This window comes from Mycobacterium aquaticum (genome assembly GCF_002086485.1).
Taxonomy (GTDB): Bacteria; Actinomycetota; Actinomycetes; order Mycobacteriales; family Mycobacteriaceae; genus Mycobacterium; species Mycobacterium aquaticum.
The window spans coordinates 19,222-34,756 of the sequence record NZ_MVHF01000067.1 but is presented as its reverse complement, the minus strand read 5'-3'; the positions used below and the strand labels follow the sequence as shown (position 1 = coordinate 34,756).

The window sequence follows — 15,535 nt, the reverse complement described above, 5'->3', positions numbered from 1 at the left end:
CAATCCCGCATCAACACCTACCACCACCCCCAGCAATACTTCACCGACAACCAAGACGACGACGAAACAGACTGTCCATCATCGTGATTCACACATCCGGGCGCGAGCCACGCGCGGGTGGTTACGGTGGGGCATGCGCCCACTCCCCACCGCGCTTGCCGCTGCGCTGGTCCTTGCCGGCTGTTCCAGTACCGCAGGCGCGGATAGCCCGGCCAGTCCCGTGGGCCGAACTTTCGTGTCGGTCGCGGTCGACGGCGAGCAAATACCCGGCGGCGGCCCGTTGACGGTCGGATTCGACGGAGACCGCATCAGCACGTTCGCAGGCTGCAATCACGGCTCGGGCACTGCGAATCTGGCAGATGGCCGTATCGCCACGCAACTGGCCAGCACGATGATGGCCTGCCCTCCCCCACTCGGGGACGCCGACGCCTGGGTCTCGAAATTCTTCCAAGCCGGTCCGTCGTGGTCGCTGGCCGACGACACTCTCACCCTGCAAAGCCCGACTGCGACCGTCACGCTGAAGGACAAGAAGGCAATAGACCCCGACCGGCCGCTCACCGGAACCACGTGGCAGGTCCAGAGCCTGGTATCCCCCGACGCCGTCTCCACCTCAGCCGCCCTGGAGCGGAGCAGGCCGACATTGACCATCGCCACCGACGGCGCCGTGACGGGTTCGACAGGCTGCAATCGGTTCACCGGGCATGCCCAGATCACCGGCGCCACCATCGAATTCGGGCCACTGGTCACCACCAAGATGGCCTGCGTGGGCGATATCGGCGACGTGGAGCAGGCGGTACTGCGGGTGCTCAGCGGCGAGGTCCGATCAGCGATCGACGCCGACCAACTGCGACTCACCCGAGATGACGGCTACGGTCTGATCTTGCGCGCCCAGTAGCGGGTCACAGCGGTGACGCACCGCGCAGGTGCTCGAAGATCAATGACGTCTGCGTGCCTGCCACGTCCGCGTCGGCGTTGAGGTTTTCGACCACGAACGCCCGGAGATCATCGGTGTCGCGTGCGGCGACATGCAGGATGAAGTCGTCACCGCCTGCCAGGAAGTAGACGTCCATCACCTGTGGTCGTTTGCGAATCTGCGCGATGAAGCTGCGGATCTTCCCGCGAGCGTTCGATTGAAGACTGACCGAGATCATCGCCTGGAGGCTCAAACCCACCGCGGCAGGGTCGATGTCCGTGTAGAACCCCCGGATGACGCCGATCTCTTGGAGTCGCCGAACCCGGCCGTGACAGGTCGACGGAGCGATTCCGACGGCATCGGCCAAAGCGCTGTTGGAGATCCGCGCGTCGGCATGCAGAGCCAGCAGAATCCGCCGATCAACCTCGTCGAGACCGGACGGCCGAACATCCTTCGGTGAGCGGGCTGTAGCCGCGGTCACATTCGCCGATTCTTCAATCACAAGACCACAGTAACGAATCTTCGTCATGGATATTGCTCATTCTCCGAAGCTTCTTCACACTTGTTTCAGCACACCAACTTTTGAAGGAGCGATCATGCTCGTCGGTATCCCGACCGAGATCAAGAACAACGAGTTCCGCGTCGCCATCACCCCGGCCGGCGTCTCCGAACTGACCCGCCGCGGCCACGACGTGATCATTCAGGCCGGCGCCGGCGAGGGTTCGGCCATCTCAGACAACGACTTCAAGGCCGCCGGGGCCGAGATCGTCGCTACCGCTGACCAGGTGTGGGCCGAGGCGGAGCTGCTGCTCAAGGTCAAGGAGCCCATCGAGGCCGAGTACGCCCGCATGCGCAAGGACCAGACCCTCTTCACCTACCTGCACCTGGCGGCCTCCAGGCCCTGCACTGACGCGCTGCTCGCCTCGGGCACCACCTCCATCGCCTATGAGACCGTGCAGACCGCCGACGGCGCCCTGCCGCTTCTCGCCCCGATGAGCGAAGTCGCCGGCCGCCTTTCCGCGCAGGTCGGCGCCTACCACCTGATGCGCAGCCACGGTGGCCGCGGCGTGCTCATGGGCGGTGTCCCCGGTGTCGCACCCGCCGAGGTTGTCGTCATCGGCGGCGGCGTCGCGGGCTACAACGCCGCGCGGATCGCCAAGGGCATGGGTGCTCACGTCACCGTGTTCGACCTCAACGTCAACACGCTGCGCAAGATCGACAACGAGACCAACGCCGGCATCGAAACGCGCTACTCGTCGAGCCTGGAACTCGAGGAGGCCGTCAAGAAGGCCGACCTGGTGATCGGCGCGGTGCTGATCCCCGGCGCCAAGGCCCCCAAGCTGGTCACCAATGCCACTGTGGCTCATATGAAGTCGGGCGCAGTCCTGGTGGACATCGCGATCGACCAGGGCGGCTGCTTCGAGGACTCGCGTCCCACCACCCACGACGATCCCACCTTCGCCGTGCACGACACCGTGTTCTACTGCGTGGCGAACATGCCGGGTGCGGTTCCGCGTACCTCGACGTTCGCACTGACCAACGCCACCATGCCGTATGTGCTGAAGCTGGCCGACAAGGGCTGGCGGGCGGCCTGCGCGAGCGACGCGGCGCTGGCCAAGGGCTTGTCCACCCACGATGGCGCCCTGCTGTCCGAGCAGGTCGCCTCCGACCTCGGGCTGCCGTTCACCGATCCGGCAACCCTGCTCTAAGGAAACTCGCCTCCCATCGCCCGGCCGGCTGTTCACGCTGGCCGGGCGATGACCTTTTGAGCCCGGCATCCACGGCGTTGGCATGTCTTGACACCTGTCAAGTATGGTGGTCCGCATGCAGCTGCAGGAACTGTTGCCGAGCGTCCCGACCACCACCGATGAAGCTCTGCAGGCGTTCGACGCGGCCGAGGCCGTCGATCCGGCCTTCATGATCGGCACATGGCATGGCGCCGAGATCCCGACCGGACACCCTATGGACGGCCTCCTCGCCGCCAGTGGTTGGTGGGGCAAGCGGTTCGTCGACGCCGAGACCGTTCACCCGCTGCTGTTCCCGACGATGAACGGCAAGGCCCTGTGGGCGTTGAATCCGGCTCTGGCGTTCGGCGGGCTTGGCGTCACGGCGAAACTGCCCCCGAAATTAACCGTGCCGGTCCTGCCCATCTCCGCAGCGATCGCAGCGCTGCGCCCGGTGCTGCAGACCCGCGCACCCAAGGCCCGGCTGCGCACCACCCGATACCGCGGTACCGACACCGCGACCATGATCTACGACCAACTGCCCATCAACGACGTGTTCCGCAGATTGTCCGACGATGCGGTGATGGGCGCGATGGACCTGCGAGGATCGCGCCGCCCCTACTTCTTCGCCCTGTACCGCGACAACTCGCTGCCGCTCGTCTAGGACTCCGCGGCGGCAGATCACGTATTCACGGTGTTCACCGCACATTAGGCCGACGGCTCCGCAGCGGTGCTTGGATCGGAAAAGGCAAGCGTCACAGTGCCTTTTCCCCGCGCTTTGCGGCCACCACCAGAATGCGAGGAGTTACCCGTGGTTAATCTGCCCGTCGCACACCAGCCCCGCCCCTTCCTGCCGGAGCTCTCGGAGTTCTTCGCCGGCATCACCCCGTTCGCCAGCCTGCGCCCGATCTTCGAACGCAACCTGATGCGCATCGAGGACGAGGTCACCGAAGAGCACTACGAGCTGCGGGCCGAGATCCCCGGCATCGATCCCGGCAGCGACGTCCACATCACCGTCAGCGACGGCCAGCTCACGGTCAAGGCCGAGCGTACCGAGCGCGTTGACATCAACTCGCGCTCGGAATTCTCCTACGGTTCGTTCCTGCGCACCGTGACCCTGCCTGCCGGTGCGGACGAGGAGGCGATCACCGCCAGCTACGACCGCGGCATCCTGACCGTGCGGGTCCCGCTCTCACAGAACCCGTCGGGTGCCCGGCAGATCGCCATCCAGGACGTCGAGGATCAGGTCGCCGAGATCGCCCACGCTGCAAACGAATTCCACGGCGAGTAACTCAGAGCAACGCCGGCACCAGCAGTGCCGTCAGCTCGCCGATGAGCGGTCGCAGGTTGACGGCCTTCGGGTCGTCAGCCCGCGATCGTGTCATCATCGCGAGCAGCAACCGCTGGCCGTCGGGGCCATAGGCGATACCGACGTCATTGGTGCTGCCGTAGTCACCGCTACCGGTCTTGTCGGCACTCGTCCAGCCGGCGGGCAACCCGGCCCGCAGGCTCGACGTCTCGTTGCCCCGCATCCAGTCCTCAAGTTGCTGACGCTGTGGGGGGCTCAGCACATCCGCGGTCAACATCGCGCGATATCCGGCGCCGAGAGCCGCGGGAGTCGAGGTGTCCCGCGGGTCACCCGGAATTGCCGAATTCAAGGCCGTTTCCCAACGGTCCAGGCGGGTGCGATTGTCACCGATGCTGCGGGCGAACGCGGTGATCCCCGGTGGCCCGTCGATCATCTTCAGCAGCAGGTTGCCGGCCGTGTTGTCACTGTGCTGCACCGCGGCCTGGCACAGTTCGCCGATCGTCATGTCCGCGCCCGTGCGCTCCTCGGTCACCGGGGAGTTGGCGACGATGGCGTTCGGATCGATGAATATCCGGGTGTCCAGCGCCAACTGTCCGCGGTCCACCTGCTGCAGCACGCGACCGGCTGCGTAGCCCTTGAACGTCGAACACACCGCGAACGTCTCGTCGGCCCGATGGGCGACTGTGCGATCGGAATCCAGATTGGCGGCGAAGACGCCGATCAGCGCATTGTTGCGCTTCTCCAGGCCGGCAATCTGGTCGTCCAGCGGCGCCGCCGAGGCCACCGGTGCACCGATGCCGGCCACAGCTGCTACCGCCAGCGATCCGATCAACACGTTGCGCCGCGAGAGTCCAGTCATCGAAGCCAGCCTAACCGATCGGCTTGCGCTGCTCGCACGCGTCAACCGGCGATGGCCTGAAGCCTTTGCGGCAGAGCCATTTCCGATGGACCGAGCACGGCTGCACCGTACTCGCGGGTCAACAGCCGGCGGGCGACGGCGTTGACCTCGTCAAGCGTGACGGCCTCGATCTGAGCCAATGTGTGCTCCAGACTTCGGTGTTCGCCGTAGTTGAGTTCGCTGCGGCCGATGCGGTGCATGCGTGACGCCGAATCCTCCAGCCCGAGCACCAGGCCGCCCCGCAACGATCCCTTGGCAATGCGGCATTCATCGGCTGTGATGCCATCGCGGGCAACAGCTTCCAACACGTCGGTGGTCACCCGGACCACCTCGTCGAACCGTTCGGGCTGACACCCGGCGTATACCGAGAACGCACCGCTGTCGGAGAAGGTGTCCACCGTCGAGTACACCGAGTACGCCAGTCCCCTGCTCTCCCGAATCTGTTGGAACAGACGGGAACTCAGGCCGCCGCCGAGGGCGGTGTTGAGTACCGAGAGCGCCCACCGGTGCTCCCAGTGTCGCCCCGGGGTCCGCACTCCCATCGACAGATGAGTCTGCTCGCCGTCGCGTTCGATCAACTCCAGGGCCGGACGCCCGGTGACCCGACCCACACCCTTACGCGGCGGGACGGCGTCGCGACCGGACACCAGCTTCGGGCCGAAATGCTCCTTGACCAGCGCCACCACCACGTCGTGATCGACGTTGCCTGCGACCGCCACCACCATCCGGTCCGGGGTATAGCGCCGAATGTGAAACGAATGCAGCTGCGCCCGAGTCATTTCCGTGATGGACTCGACGCTGCCGATAACCGGTCGTCCCACCGGATGGTCGCCGAACATCGCCGTCAGGAAGACATCGCCCAGAGTGTCCTCGGGATCGTCGTCGCGCATGGCGATCTCTTCGAGCACCACGTCGCGCTCGACCTCGACATCGTCGGCAGCACACCGCCCGCGCAACACCACGTCCGCGACGAGGTCGACCGCCAATTCCAGATCGGTGTCGAGCACATGCGCGTAGTAGCAGGTGTGCTCGCGCGCAGTGAAAGCGTTCAGCTCGCCGCCGACGGCGTCGACTGCCTGCGCGATCTCTACCGCACTGCGTGACGGTGTCGCCTTGAACAGCAGGTGCTCCAGGAAGTGGGCGGCACCCGCGACGCTACGACCCTCGTCGCGGGAACCGACACCAACCCACACCCCGACGGACGCGGAACGCACCGACGGGATGTACTCCGTGACCACCCGCAGTCCGCCGGGCAATATGGTCCGGCGGACCTGCGAGGTATCCAGTGTCGACGCCTTGCGATCAGGCTTCGGCGGGCGCGGCATCGGCAGGGGCGGCCGGGGTCGCTTCTGCTGCTGTTTCCTCTTCAGCCACCAGAACCAGCGAGATCTTGCCGCGGTTGTCGATATCGGCGATCTCCACCTGCAGCTTGTCGCCGACCTTCACCACATCCTCGACCTTGGCGATCCGCTTGCCGCGGCCCAGCTTCGAGATGTGCACGAGACCGTCGCGACCCGGCAGCAGCGAGACGAACGCACCGAAATCGGTGGTCTTGACCACAGTGCCGAGGAACCGCTCGCCGATCTTCGGCAGCTGCGGGTTGGCGATCGCGTTGATCTTGTCGATCGCAGCCTGAGCGGACGGGCCGTCCGCAGCACCGACGAAGACTGTGCCGTCGTCCTCGATGGAGATCTGCGCACCGGTCTCCTCGGTGATCGAGTTGATCATCTTGCCCTTGGGCCCGATGACCTCGCCGATCTTGTCCACGGGCACCTTGATGGTGGTGATCCGCGGCGCGTACGGGCTCATCTCGTCGGGACGGTCGATCGCCTCGGCCATCACCTCGAGGATGGTCAGCCGCGCGTCCTTGGCCTGGCTCAGCGCACCGGCCAGCACCTTCGACGGGATGCCGTCGAGCTTGGTGTCCAACTGCAGCGCGGTGACGAAGTCCTTGGTTCCGGCGACCTTGAAGTCCATGTCACCGAAGGCGTCCTCGGCTCCGAGGATGTCGGTCAGCGCGACGAAGCGCCGTTCCGTCTTGCCGTCGGTCTCGACGTCGTCGGACACCAGGCCCATGGCGATACCGGCCACCGGAGCCTTCAGCGGCACACCGGCGTTGAGCAGCGCCAGCGTCGAGGCGCAGACCGAGCCCATCGAGGTGGAGCCGTTGGAGCCCAACGCCTCGGAGACCTGACGGATCGCGTAGGGGAACTCCTCGATGCTCGGCAGCACGGGCACCAGGGCCCGCTCGGCCAGTGCGCCGTGGCCGATCTCGCGGCGCTTGGGCGAACCGACGCGACCGGTCTCACCGGTCGAGTACGGCGGGAAGTTGTAGTGGTGCATGTAGCGCTTGGTGGTCTCCGGCCCGAGCGAGTCGATCTGCTGGGCCATCTTGATCATGTCCAGCGTGGTGACACCCATGATCTGGGTCTCGCCACGCTCGAACAGCGCGCTGCCGTGCGCCCGGGGCACCACGGCCACCTCGGCCGACAGGGCCCGGATGTCGGTGATGCCACGGCCGTCGATACGGAAGTGGTCGGTCAGGATGCGCTGGCGCACAAGCTTTTTGGTCAGCGACCGGAACGCGGCGCCGATCTCTTTCTCCCGGCCCGCGTAGGTCTCGGCCAGGCGCTCCAGCACCTCGACCTTGATCTCGTCGGTGCGGTCGTTGCGCTCGTTCTTGCCTGCGATGGTCAGTGCCTCCGACAGCGCGTCGGTGGCCACCGACGCGACCGAGTAGTAGACGTCCTCGGCGTAGTCGGGGAAGACCGGGTAATCGCCGGTCTCCTTGCCTGCGGCCTCGGCCAGCTCCTGCTGGGCGGCGCACAGCACCTTGATGAACGGCTTGGCGGCCTCAAGGCCCTCGGCGACGACGGCCTCGGTGGGCGCCTGCGCGCCGCCGGCCACCAGCTCGATGACCTTCTCGGTGGCCTCGGCTTCGACCATCATGATCGCGACGTCACCGTCTTCGAGTACGCGCCCGGCGACGACCATGTCGAACACAGCCTTCTCGAGCTGCTCGACGGTCGGGAACGCGACCCACTGGCCGTCGATCAGGGCGACGCGGGTGCCACCGACCGGGCCGGAGAACGGCAGGCCGGCCAGCTGCGTGGACGCCGACGCGGCGTTGATGGCCAGTACGTCGTACAGATCCTTCGGATCCAGGCTCAGCACGGTGACCACGACCTGGATCTCGTTGCGCAGGCCGTCGACGAACGACGGGCGCAGCGGACGGTCGATCAGGCGGCAGGTCAGGATCGCGTCGGTGGACGGACGGCCCTCCCGGCGGAAGAACGAACCGGGGATCCGGCCCGCGGCGTACATGCGCTCTTCGACGTCGACCGTCAGCGGGAAGAAGTCGAAGTGGTCCTTGGGGTTCTTGCTGGCGGTGGTGGCGCTCAGCAACATGGTCTCGTCATCGAGGTAGGCGACGGCCGAGCCGGCGGCCTGCTGGGCCAGCCGTCCGGTCTCGAAGCGGATGGTGCGGGTGCCGAAGGACCCGTTGTCGATGACGGCGGTGGATTCGAACACACCGTCTTCAAGTTCAACTGCAGACATTTAGTCCGGTGGCCTCTCTGATTCACTCAGTCGTTTGTTTCGCGTCGTCACGCCGGCGAACACCACAGACCCGGATACGGCTACGGCCGTCGATCGAAGCGGCCGGACACACCCCACCTCAAGGGGGGACTCCCGGCGGCCACTACCGAAGACCGCCCGATCGAGCGGGTCCTCTGTGACTCGCAGGAACGGCGCCCGCCGATATGCGGGTGCCGCACCCATGTTCGAATAGCTGTCGAACGCACCCATGGTACACGGCAGCAACAGCCAGATTGCCATCGCGGCGCTGCTTACGCCACGTCCTCCACACACACGGTGAACTGGCGCTCCGGGTACGGATACCCGATGCCGCTCCCGCACTGATCCACCTCGGAAACATCCCGGAGGATCTGGCTGACCCGTTGCCGGTGTGGCGCAGCAGGATCCGCGCAATCCACCCGTACCGGATCTGTTCTGTGTTCGGGGTCGATGCTCATGCAGCCCCCGACAACCCAGTCGATGTCCATGCAGACCGTCTGGGATTCGTCGCTGAACGCACTGTTCAAGGTGTAGGACGAGTCCACGTCACTCGGGCAGCTGCCGCTGCCGGTCACCGTGGAAACCACCTTGTAGTTGGACTCCGGGCTGCCGCACACGGCTTCACTGGCGTCCGGATAGCGGGCGGTGCCCCCGATCTTGAGGCAGTCCCCCGCCTGCATGTCGGCCGCTGACGCCCGCGAACAGCCGGGCAGGACAGCTACAGCCAGAACGGCGGCCGTCCCGAAGAAGACGGCCGCCGGTACTGATGGCATATAAGCCGCGTCAGCGACGCAGCCCGAGGCGCTCGATCAGCGAACGGTAACGCTCGACGTCGACCTGCGCCACGTACTTGAGCAGCCGGCGACGCCGACCCACGAGCAGCAGCAGTCCGCGCCGCGAGTGGTGATCGTGCTTGTGTGCCTTGAGGTGCTCGGTCAGGTCCGAGATCCGCTTGGTCAGCAGTGCGACCTGTGCCTCCGGCGAACCGGTGTCGGTCTCGTGCAGGCCGTAGGAGCCCAGGATCTCTTTTTTCTGCTCGGCGGTAAGCGCCACGAAATAAACTCCATCAAATCGGTCCGCGAACAAATTCTCGACACAGCCACCGCGGCCTGCAGCATGTGCCGGATCGCGGGACAGTCTAGCAGTGAATCACTGCGCGGCGAGAATCGCCCGAGCGCGGTCGGTGTCGGCCGTCATCGCCACCACCAGGTCGTCGACCGCATCGAACTTCTCCTGACCGCGGATCCGGGCCACGAAGTCGACCGCGACGTGCTGGCCGTAGAGGTCGGCGTTGTTGTCGAGGACGAACGCCTCCACCGTGCGCGTGCGCCCGGAAAACGTCGGGTTGGTGCCGACCGACACGGCAGCCTGGTACCGCTCTCCCGGAACCACCGTGCCCAGCACCGGGCCGTGGCCGAGCACGGTGAACCAGGCCGCGTACACGCCGTCGGCGGGGATCGCCGAGTACATCGGCGGGGCCACGTTGGCGGTGGGAAAGCCCAGCACGCGGCCCCGGCCGTCGCCGCGCACCACCACACCTTCGACACGATGCGGACGGCCCAGCGCCTCGGCAGCCGCGACGACGTCACCGGCGTCGACACACGACCGGATGTACGTCGACGAGAAGGTGACGCGCTCGTCGCGGTGTTGGGGGTCGAGGCTCTCGGTGACCAGCGACATCGACTCGACCGCGAAGCCGAACCGCTCACCGGCGGCGCGCAGCATGTCGACGTTGCCTGCGGCCTTCTTGCCGAAGGTGAAGTTCTCCCCCACGACCACCTCGACCACGTGCAGGTCCTCGACCAGAAGCTCGTGGATGTAGCGCTCAGGGGTGAGCTTCATGAAGTCCGACGTGAACGGCATGACGAGAAAGACGTCGACGCCGAGCTCTTCGACCAGTTCCGCGCGCCGGGTCAGCGTGGTGAGCTGAGCCGGGTGACTGCCCGGGAACACCACTTCCATCGGATGGGGGTCGAAGGTCATCATCACCACCGGTATCCCGCGGGATCGACCCGCTTTCACCGCATGGCTGATCAGCTCGGCGTGTCCACGGTGCACACCGTCGAACACCCCGATCGTGACCACACACCTGCCCCAGTCCGTGGGGATCTCGTCCTGCCCACGCCAGCGCTGCACAGCTGTCAGCCTACGGCCCACCCGCGCCACGGTCTGCTCTAGATCCCCAGATCAGGTGACGATTGCCTAAACTTCCTCAGTGTGAGTCCAGACGGTAACCATCGCGACCTCTCGACGGTTGCCCAGGACTATCTGAAAGTCATCTGGACCGCCCAGGAATGGTCCCGCGAGCGGATCAGCACAAAACTGCTGGCCGAGCGCATGAACGTATCGGCCTCGACGGCGTCGGAATCGATCCGCAAGCTCGCCGACCAGGGCCTGGTCGACCATGAGAAGTACGGCGCGGTGACGCTGACCGAGGCTGGGCGCTGCGCGGCCCTGGCGATGGTGCGCCGGCACCGGCTGATGGAGACCTTCCTCGTCCAAGAGCTCGGCTACGGCTGGGACGAGGTGCACGACGAAGCCGAGATCCTCGAGCACGCGGTGAGCGACCGGATGCTCGACCGCATCGACGCCAAACTGGGTTACCCGACCCGCGACCCGCACGGCGATCCGATCCCGGCCGCCGACGGCCAGGTGCCCACCCCGCCGGCCCGTCAGCTCTCGGTCTGCCAGGACGGCGACGCAGGCACGGTCGCGCGGATCTCCGATGCCGATCCGGAGATGCTGCGGTACTTCGCCAGCGTGGGCATCAGCCTCGACTCCCGGTTGCGGGTGTTGGCCCGCCGCGATTTCGCGGGAATGATCTCCGTGGCGGTCGAGCAGCCGGGCGCCGTGTCCAGCTCAGCCGCCGAAGTCACCGTCGACCTGGGTAGCCCTGCGGCAGAAGCGATCTGGGTCGTCGCCTGATCAGCCGGCGCGGGCGCTCGTCGGGATCAGCGCGATTTTTAGTCGTGCTTTGCGGTTGCATCCGGACGAAGATCGACTCCTTGTGAGCGTCACATTGCACTGGTTCCTGCCCACCTACGGCGACAGCCGCCACATCGTCGGTGGCGGTCACGGCATACCCGCCGGCGCCGCCCACAGTGACCGCGACGCCAGCATCGACTATCTGGCGTCGATCGTGCGGTCCGCAGAGACCTTCGGGTTCACGGGGGCGCTGATCCCGACCGGCGCCTGGTGCGAGGACGCGTTCATCACCGCCGCGCTGCTGGCGCGCGAGACGACGTCGCTGGCCTTCCTGGTGGCGTTCCGCCCAGGGCTCGTGAGCCCGACCCTCTCGGCACAGATGGCCGCCACTTTCGCGCGCCACGCGCCGGGCCGCATCCTGCTCAACGTCGTTGTCGGCGGCGAAGCCCACGAGCAGCGGGCCTTCGGCGACCACCTCGAAAAGGACGCCCGCTACCAACGCGCCGACGAGTTCCTCGACGTGGTCCGCAGGCTGTGGGCCGGTGAGACCGTGACTCACCGGGGCGAGTACGTCGACGTCGAGGGAGCATCGCTGGCGCTGCCGCCCAACCCGGTGCCCCCGCTGTATTTCGGCGGGAGTTCCGCTGCAGCGGGGCCGGTCGCGGCGCGGCACGCCGACGTGTATCTGACCTGGGGCGAACCGCCCGAGGCGGTGCGGGAGAAGATCGCCTGGATCCGCGCGCTCGGTGAGGAGCAGGGCCGCAAGCTGCGGTTCGGCATCCGGCTGCACACCATCTCCCGCGACACCTCCGAGGAGGCGTGGGCCCAGGCAGGTCGACTGATCGCCGCACTCGACGAGGAAACCGTGCGCAACGCGCAGGCCGGACTTGCCCGCAGCCAGTCCGAGGGCCAGCGGCGGATGTTGGCCCTGCACGAGGCCAACCGCGCCAACGGCAGCTGGACCGATGCCCACAGCCTGGAGATCGCGCCGAACCTGTGGGCAGGCGTGGGCCTCGTGCGCGGCGGGGCGGGTACCGCGCTGGTGGGCAGCCACACCGAGGTCGCAGACCGCATCGCCGAGTACGCCGCCATCGGTATCGACGAGTTCATCTTCTCCGGCTATCCGCATCTGGAGGAGCTGTACTGGTTCGGCGAGGGCGTGGTACCGATCCTGCGGAAGCGCGGATTGTTCGGCGCTGCAGCGGATCTCGCCGCACCGGCGTCGATCCCGTTCGTCGGAGCGGCCAGGTAGTCGCTTCGGCTCAGCTACGGAGTCGGTCGTGGTAACGCCGGCGAACCCCGGCGTCGACATCGGTGAACGCCGTGTCGGCGTGGGTCGCATGTTCCAACCAGTGCCTGGCCCGGACCGGTAGCACCGACATCGTCCTGAGCGTGCCGCCGAAGACGCGCGGCACCGTCACCGTGACGCGTCGGCCGCCCGCCGCAGACACGATGGCCGACGCAACGTCCTCGGGCTCGACCTCGCCGATGGCACGGATCCACGCGGGAGTGCTGTTACCGGCGGACAGATCTGTGCGGACCAGCCCGGGGAGCACCGCGGTGACCGCGATGCCCTGTGCGGCGAGTTCCAGATGCAACACCTCGGAGAAGCCCACGACGGCATGTTTGGTGGCGCAATAAGTGGCCAGCCCAGGGAACGCGCCGACACCGGCCAGCGACGCGACGTTGACGATATGGCCGCCACGCCCCGTCATTCGTAATGCACCGAGCTTCGAACCGGTCAGCACGCCAACGAGATTGATCGCGACCATGCGATCGGTCATCTCGTCGCTCTCCTCGGTGAATCGGCCGGTGGGCATGATGCCAGCGTTGTTCACCAACACGTCGACGGGTCCCAGCCGGTCCTCGACGGCGTCGAGGAACGCAGCGAACGATGCCCGGCTGGTCACATCGAGCGGCAGTCCGCACACGTTGCGGCCACCCACCTCGGTGAGTTCGGCTGCGGTCTTCTCCACCAGCGCGGCGTCGATATCGCCGACGGCCACCCGCGCGCCCGCTCGCAGGAACGCCGCGGCGGTCGCCTTTCCTATGCCGCGGGCGCCCCCGGTGATCGCCACCACCCGACTCGCGTTCATCCGGCGAGCAATCCCTTGGCGATGTGGGTCACCTGCACCTCGTTGCTGCCCGCGTAGATCATCAGCGACTTGGCATCCCGCGCGAGCTGTTCGACGCGATACTCGGCCATGTAGCCGTTGCCACCGAACAACTGCACTGCCTCCATGGCCACCTCTGTCGCGGCCTCCGACGAATACAGCTTGATCGCCGACGCTTCGGCAAGGGTCGGCATCTGCCCCGCCTTGAGCCGCTCCAACGTCTGGAAAACCATGTTCTGCACGTTGATCCGGGCAATCTCCATGCGCGCCAACTTCAATTGGATGAGCTGGAACTCGGCGATCCTCTTGCCCCACAACGTGCGGGTCTTCGCGTAGTCCAGGCACAACCGGTGACACTCGTTGATGATGCCCAGCGCCATCAGTGCCACTCCCACCCGCTCGGCCGCGAAATTGGCCCGTGCGCTGTCTCGTCCGTCGCCTCCGGTATGGGCTTCGCTCTCGCCGAGAAGCCGGTCCGGGCTGAGCCGCACATTGTCGAAGAACAGCTCACCGGTCGGCGACGACATCATGCCCATCTTCTTGAACGGCTTGCCCTGCGTGAGGCCGGGCATACCGGCGTCGAGCACGAAGGTGAGCACCGGGCGATCGCGCCGGTCTACGCCCGGCACTCCTTCGTCGAGCTTGGCGTACACGATGAGCACGTCGGCGTAGGGGCCATTGGTGATGAACGTCTTCTGCCCGTTGAGCAGGTAATCGGAACCGTCTCGTCTGACGTAGGTTTTCATGCCCCCGAAGGCATCTGAGCCCGCATCGGGTTCGGTGATCGCCCACGCCGCGATCTTCTCGAGCGTCATCAATTCCGGTAGCCAGCGTTCCTTCTGTGCCGGCGTGCCCCGGCTCATGATGGTAGCCGCACCGAGCCCCAGGCTGACTCCCACGGTGCTGAGCAGGCCGATACTCACCCCGGCGAGTTCCGAGACCATGACGGCGGCCATCGATGCCTGCTCCGCGAAGCCGCCGAGACCGCCGGAGCGCCGGGCGCCTTCCCGTTGTTTGTCGAGCATGCTCTTGACCGCTTCGGCCGCCATGACGTCGAGTCCGAACTCGCTGAACAGCTTGCGGGCGAATGGGTACGGCGACAGCTCGCCGCTCTCCAGCCCGTCGAGATGCGGCCGGACCTCCTTGTCGATGAACTCGCGCACCGTATCCCGCATGATGAGGTCGGTGTCGGACCATTCGATCATGACGGCAACCTCCGGGCGATGTCGTCGATCTGCCACAGCCCGTCGGTCTCGATGGTCTCGACGTCGTGCCAGCCCGCCAGCTGCGAAATGGCTCCGCCCTGAACGGCATACACGTGGCCGGTGATCGGGCACTTCTCCGTCGCGAGGTAGGCCACCAGCGGCGCGATGTTGGCGGGACTGAACAGGTCGACCTCATCGTCGTCATCGGGTTCGGCCATGAGAACGCCCATACCGGGGGTGGCCAGCGTCAACCGGGTCCGTGCGATCGGGGCGATGGCGTTGACCCGTACGCCGTAGCGTTCCAATTCGTCGGCGGCCACCAGGGTCAGTGCCGCGATGGCGGCCTTGGCCGACCCGTAGTTGGCCTGTCCCGCATTGGGAATCGTGGTTCCCGACCCCGATGCGGTGTTGATCACCGAGGCGTTGGGCTGGTCGCCGCCCTTCGACTGGGCCTTCCAATACTCCGCCGCGTGGCGCAGCACCGAGAAGTGTCCTTTGAGATGGACCGCGATCACTGCGTCCCAGTCGGATTCGGCCATGGTGGGGATGAAGCAGTCGCGCAGGATACCGGCGTTGTTGACCACGACGTCGAGCCGCCCGAACTCGTCAATAGCCTGCTGAACAAGGGATTTCGCGCCATGCCAGGTAGCGACGTTCTCGGTGTTGGCCACCGCCGTCCCGCCTGCCGCACGGATCTCGGCGACCACCTCATGTGCCGGGCCGGCATCGGTACCCTCGCCGGAGTTGCTGCCGCCCAGGTCGTTGACGACGACCCTGGCTCCTTCCGCCGCGAAGAGCAGAGCGTGTTCCCGGCCGATCCCTCTGCCCGCGCCGGTGATGACGGCGACGCGTCCCTCAAGTGCAGTCATCT

16 protein-coding genes are annotated in these 15,535 nt (G+C 66.4%); 6 read left to right on the top strand and 10 right to left on the bottom strand.

What is annotated here, in order from left to right; translation table 11 throughout:
- Positions 1–133: 133 nt before the first annotated feature.
- Positions 134–895, top strand: a complete 762-nt coding sequence (locus tag BST13_RS36235) for an META domain-containing protein (protein WP_083170779.1) — start codon at positions 134–136, stop codon at positions 893–895.
- A gap of 4 nt (positions 896–899) precedes the next feature.
- Here BST13_RS36235 and aldR read toward each other — a convergent pair whose 3' ends face one another.
- Positions 900–1,442, bottom strand: a complete 543-nt coding sequence (aldR, locus tag BST13_RS36230) for an HTH-type transcriptional regulator AldR (RefSeq protein WP_083170778.1) — start codon at positions 1,440–1,442, stop codon at positions 900–902.
- Positions 1,443–1,509: 67 nt separating this feature from the next.
- Between aldR and ald the strand changes: the two genes are divergently transcribed.
- The 3 genes from ald (at position 1,510) to BST13_RS36215 (ending at position 3,928) form a co-directional block, all read left to right on the top strand.
- Positions 1,510–2,622: an alanine dehydrogenase gene (gene ald, locus BST13_RS36225; protein ID WP_083170777.1), complete on the top strand. Its 1,113-nt coding sequence runs from the start codon at positions 1,510–1,512 to the stop codon at positions 2,620–2,622.
- 115 nt (positions 2,623–2,737) lie between these two features.
- Positions 2,738–3,301 carry a DUF4334 domain-containing protein gene (locus tag BST13_RS36220; protein WP_083170781.1) on the top strand — a complete coding sequence of 188 codons (564 nt, stop codon included), beginning with the start codon at positions 2,738–2,740 and terminating at the stop codon, positions 3,299–3,301.
- Positions 3,302–3,448: 147 nt separating this feature from the next.
- Positions 3,449–3,928: an Hsp20/alpha crystallin family protein gene (locus BST13_RS36215; RefSeq protein WP_083170776.1), complete on the top strand. Its 480-nt coding sequence runs from the start codon at positions 3,449–3,451 to the stop codon at positions 3,926–3,928.
- 1 nt (position 3,929) lies between these two features.
- Here the strand turns inward: BST13_RS36215 and bla are convergent, their stop codons facing one another.
- The 6 genes from bla to BST13_RS36185 all read right to left on the bottom strand — a co-directional run bounded on the left by bla (position 3,930) and on the right by BST13_RS36185 (position 10,556).
- Positions 3,930–4,805, bottom strand: coding sequence for a class A beta-lactamase (gene bla, locus BST13_RS36210; protein ID WP_083170775.1), 876 nt, complete (start codon positions 4,803–4,805; stop codon positions 3,930–3,932).
- A 41-nt stretch (positions 4,806–4,846) separates the two neighbouring features.
- Positions 4,847–6,169 carry a M16 family metallopeptidase gene (locus BST13_RS36205; protein ID WP_083170774.1) on the bottom strand — a complete coding sequence of 441 codons (1,323 nt, stop codon included), beginning with the start codon at positions 6,167–6,169 and terminating at the stop codon, positions 4,847–4,849.
- Complete coding sequence (locus tag BST13_RS36200; RefSeq protein WP_062828739.1) at positions 6,147–8,402, bottom strand: polyribonucleotide nucleotidyltransferase; 2,256 nt, start codon at positions 8,400–8,402, stop codon at positions 6,147–6,149. The genes BST13_RS36205 and BST13_RS36200 overlap by 23 nt, the downstream gene beginning before the upstream one ends.
- A gap of 290 nt (positions 8,403–8,692) precedes the next feature.
- On the bottom strand, positions 8,693–9,193 hold the full coding sequence (gene lppU / locus BST13_RS36195) for an LppU family putative lipoprotein (protein WP_170064377.1): 501 nt from the start codon (positions 9,191–9,193) through the stop codon (positions 8,693–8,695).
- Between the two features lie 10 nt (positions 9,194–9,203).
- A complete protein-coding gene (gene rpsO, locus BST13_RS36190; protein WP_019969736.1) occupies positions 9,204–9,473 on the bottom strand; it encodes a 30S ribosomal protein S15 in 270 nt (89 codons plus the stop codon).
- Between the two features lie 96 nt (positions 9,474–9,569).
- A complete protein-coding gene (locus BST13_RS36185) occupies positions 9,570–10,556 on the bottom strand; it encodes a bifunctional riboflavin kinase/FAD synthetase (protein ID WP_083170772.1) in 987 nt (328 codons plus the stop codon).
- Between the two features lie 81 nt (positions 10,557–10,637).
- Between BST13_RS36185 and mntR the strand changes: the two genes are divergently transcribed.
- Together mntR and BST13_RS36175 are read left to right on the top strand one after the other, a co-directional pair.
- Entirely contained in the window at positions 10,638–11,345 is a 708-nt protein-coding gene (mntR, locus tag BST13_RS36180) for a manganese-binding transcriptional regulator MntR (RefSeq protein WP_083170771.1), read from the top strand.
- An 82-nt stretch (positions 11,346–11,427) separates the two neighbouring features.
- The gene (locus tag BST13_RS36175) at positions 11,428–12,597 is read left to right on the top strand and encodes an LLM class flavin-dependent oxidoreductase (RefSeq protein WP_083170769.1); all 1,170 of its coding nucleotides are present in this window, start codon (positions 11,428–11,430) and stop codon (positions 12,595–12,597) included.
- 10 nt (positions 12,598–12,607) lie between these two features.
- Here the strand turns inward: BST13_RS36175 and BST13_RS36170 are convergent, their stop codons facing one another.
- Genes BST13_RS36170 through BST13_RS36160 form a run of 3 tightly spaced genes read right to left on the bottom strand, consistent with a single transcriptional unit; the run spans position 12,608 to position 15,533 of the window.
- Complete coding sequence (locus tag BST13_RS36170) at positions 12,608–13,441, bottom strand: SDR family oxidoreductase (RefSeq protein ID WP_083170767.1); 834 nt, start codon at positions 13,439–13,441, stop codon at positions 12,608–12,610.
- A complete protein-coding gene (locus tag BST13_RS36165; RefSeq protein WP_083170765.1) occupies positions 13,438–14,664 on the bottom strand; it encodes an acyl-CoA dehydrogenase family protein in 1,227 nt (408 codons plus the stop codon). Before BST13_RS36165 ends, BST13_RS36170 begins: the two co-directional genes overlap by 4 nt.
- Positions 14,661–15,533 carry an SDR family oxidoreductase gene (locus BST13_RS36160; protein ID WP_083170763.1) on the bottom strand — a complete coding sequence of 291 codons (873 nt, stop codon included), beginning with the start codon at positions 15,531–15,533 and terminating at the stop codon, positions 14,661–14,663. Before BST13_RS36160 ends, BST13_RS36165 begins: the two co-directional genes overlap by 4 nt.
- Positions 15,534–15,535: the final 2 nt, after the last annotated feature.

Coding starts and splice junctions, on each gene's coding strand:
- BST13_RS36205 (WP_083170774.1), bottom strand. CDS start 6,169: ATGCCGCGCCCGCCGAAGCCTGATCGCAAGGCGTCGACACTGGATACC.
- BST13_RS36165 (WP_083170765.1), bottom strand. CDS start 14,664: ATGATCGAATGGTCCGACACCGACCTCATCATGCGGGATACGGTGCGC.
- aldR (WP_083170778.1), bottom strand. CDS start 1,442: ATGACGAAGATTCGTTACTGTGGTCTTGTGATTGAAGAATCGGCGAAT.
- ald (WP_083170777.1), top strand. CDS start 1,510: ATGCTCGTCGGTATCCCGACCGAGATCAAGAACAACGAGTTCCGCGTC.
- BST13_RS36220 (WP_083170781.1), top strand. CDS start 2,738: ATGCAGCTGCAGGAACTGTTGCCGAGCGTCCCGACCACCACCGATGAA.
- BST13_RS36200 (WP_062828739.1), bottom strand. CDS start 8,402: ATGTCTGCAGTTGAACTTGAAGACGGTGTGTTCGAATCCACCGCCGTC.
- lppU (WP_170064377.1), bottom strand. CDS start 9,193: ATGCCATCAGTACCGGCGGCCGTCTTCTTCGGGACGGCCGCCGTTCTG.
- BST13_RS36160 (WP_083170763.1), bottom strand. CDS start 15,533: ATGACTGCACTTGAGGGACGCGTCGCCGTCATCACCGGCGCGGGCAGA.
- BST13_RS36170 (WP_083170767.1), bottom strand. CDS start 13,441: ATGAACGCGAGTCGGGTGGTGGCGATCACCGGGGGCGCCCGCGGCATA.
- bla (WP_083170775.1), bottom strand. CDS start 4,805: ATGACTGGACTCTCGCGGCGCAACGTGTTGATCGGATCGCTGGCGGTA.
- BST13_RS36235 (WP_083170779.1), top strand. CDS start 134: ATGCGCCCACTCCCCACCGCGCTTGCCGCTGCGCTGGTCCTTGCCGGC.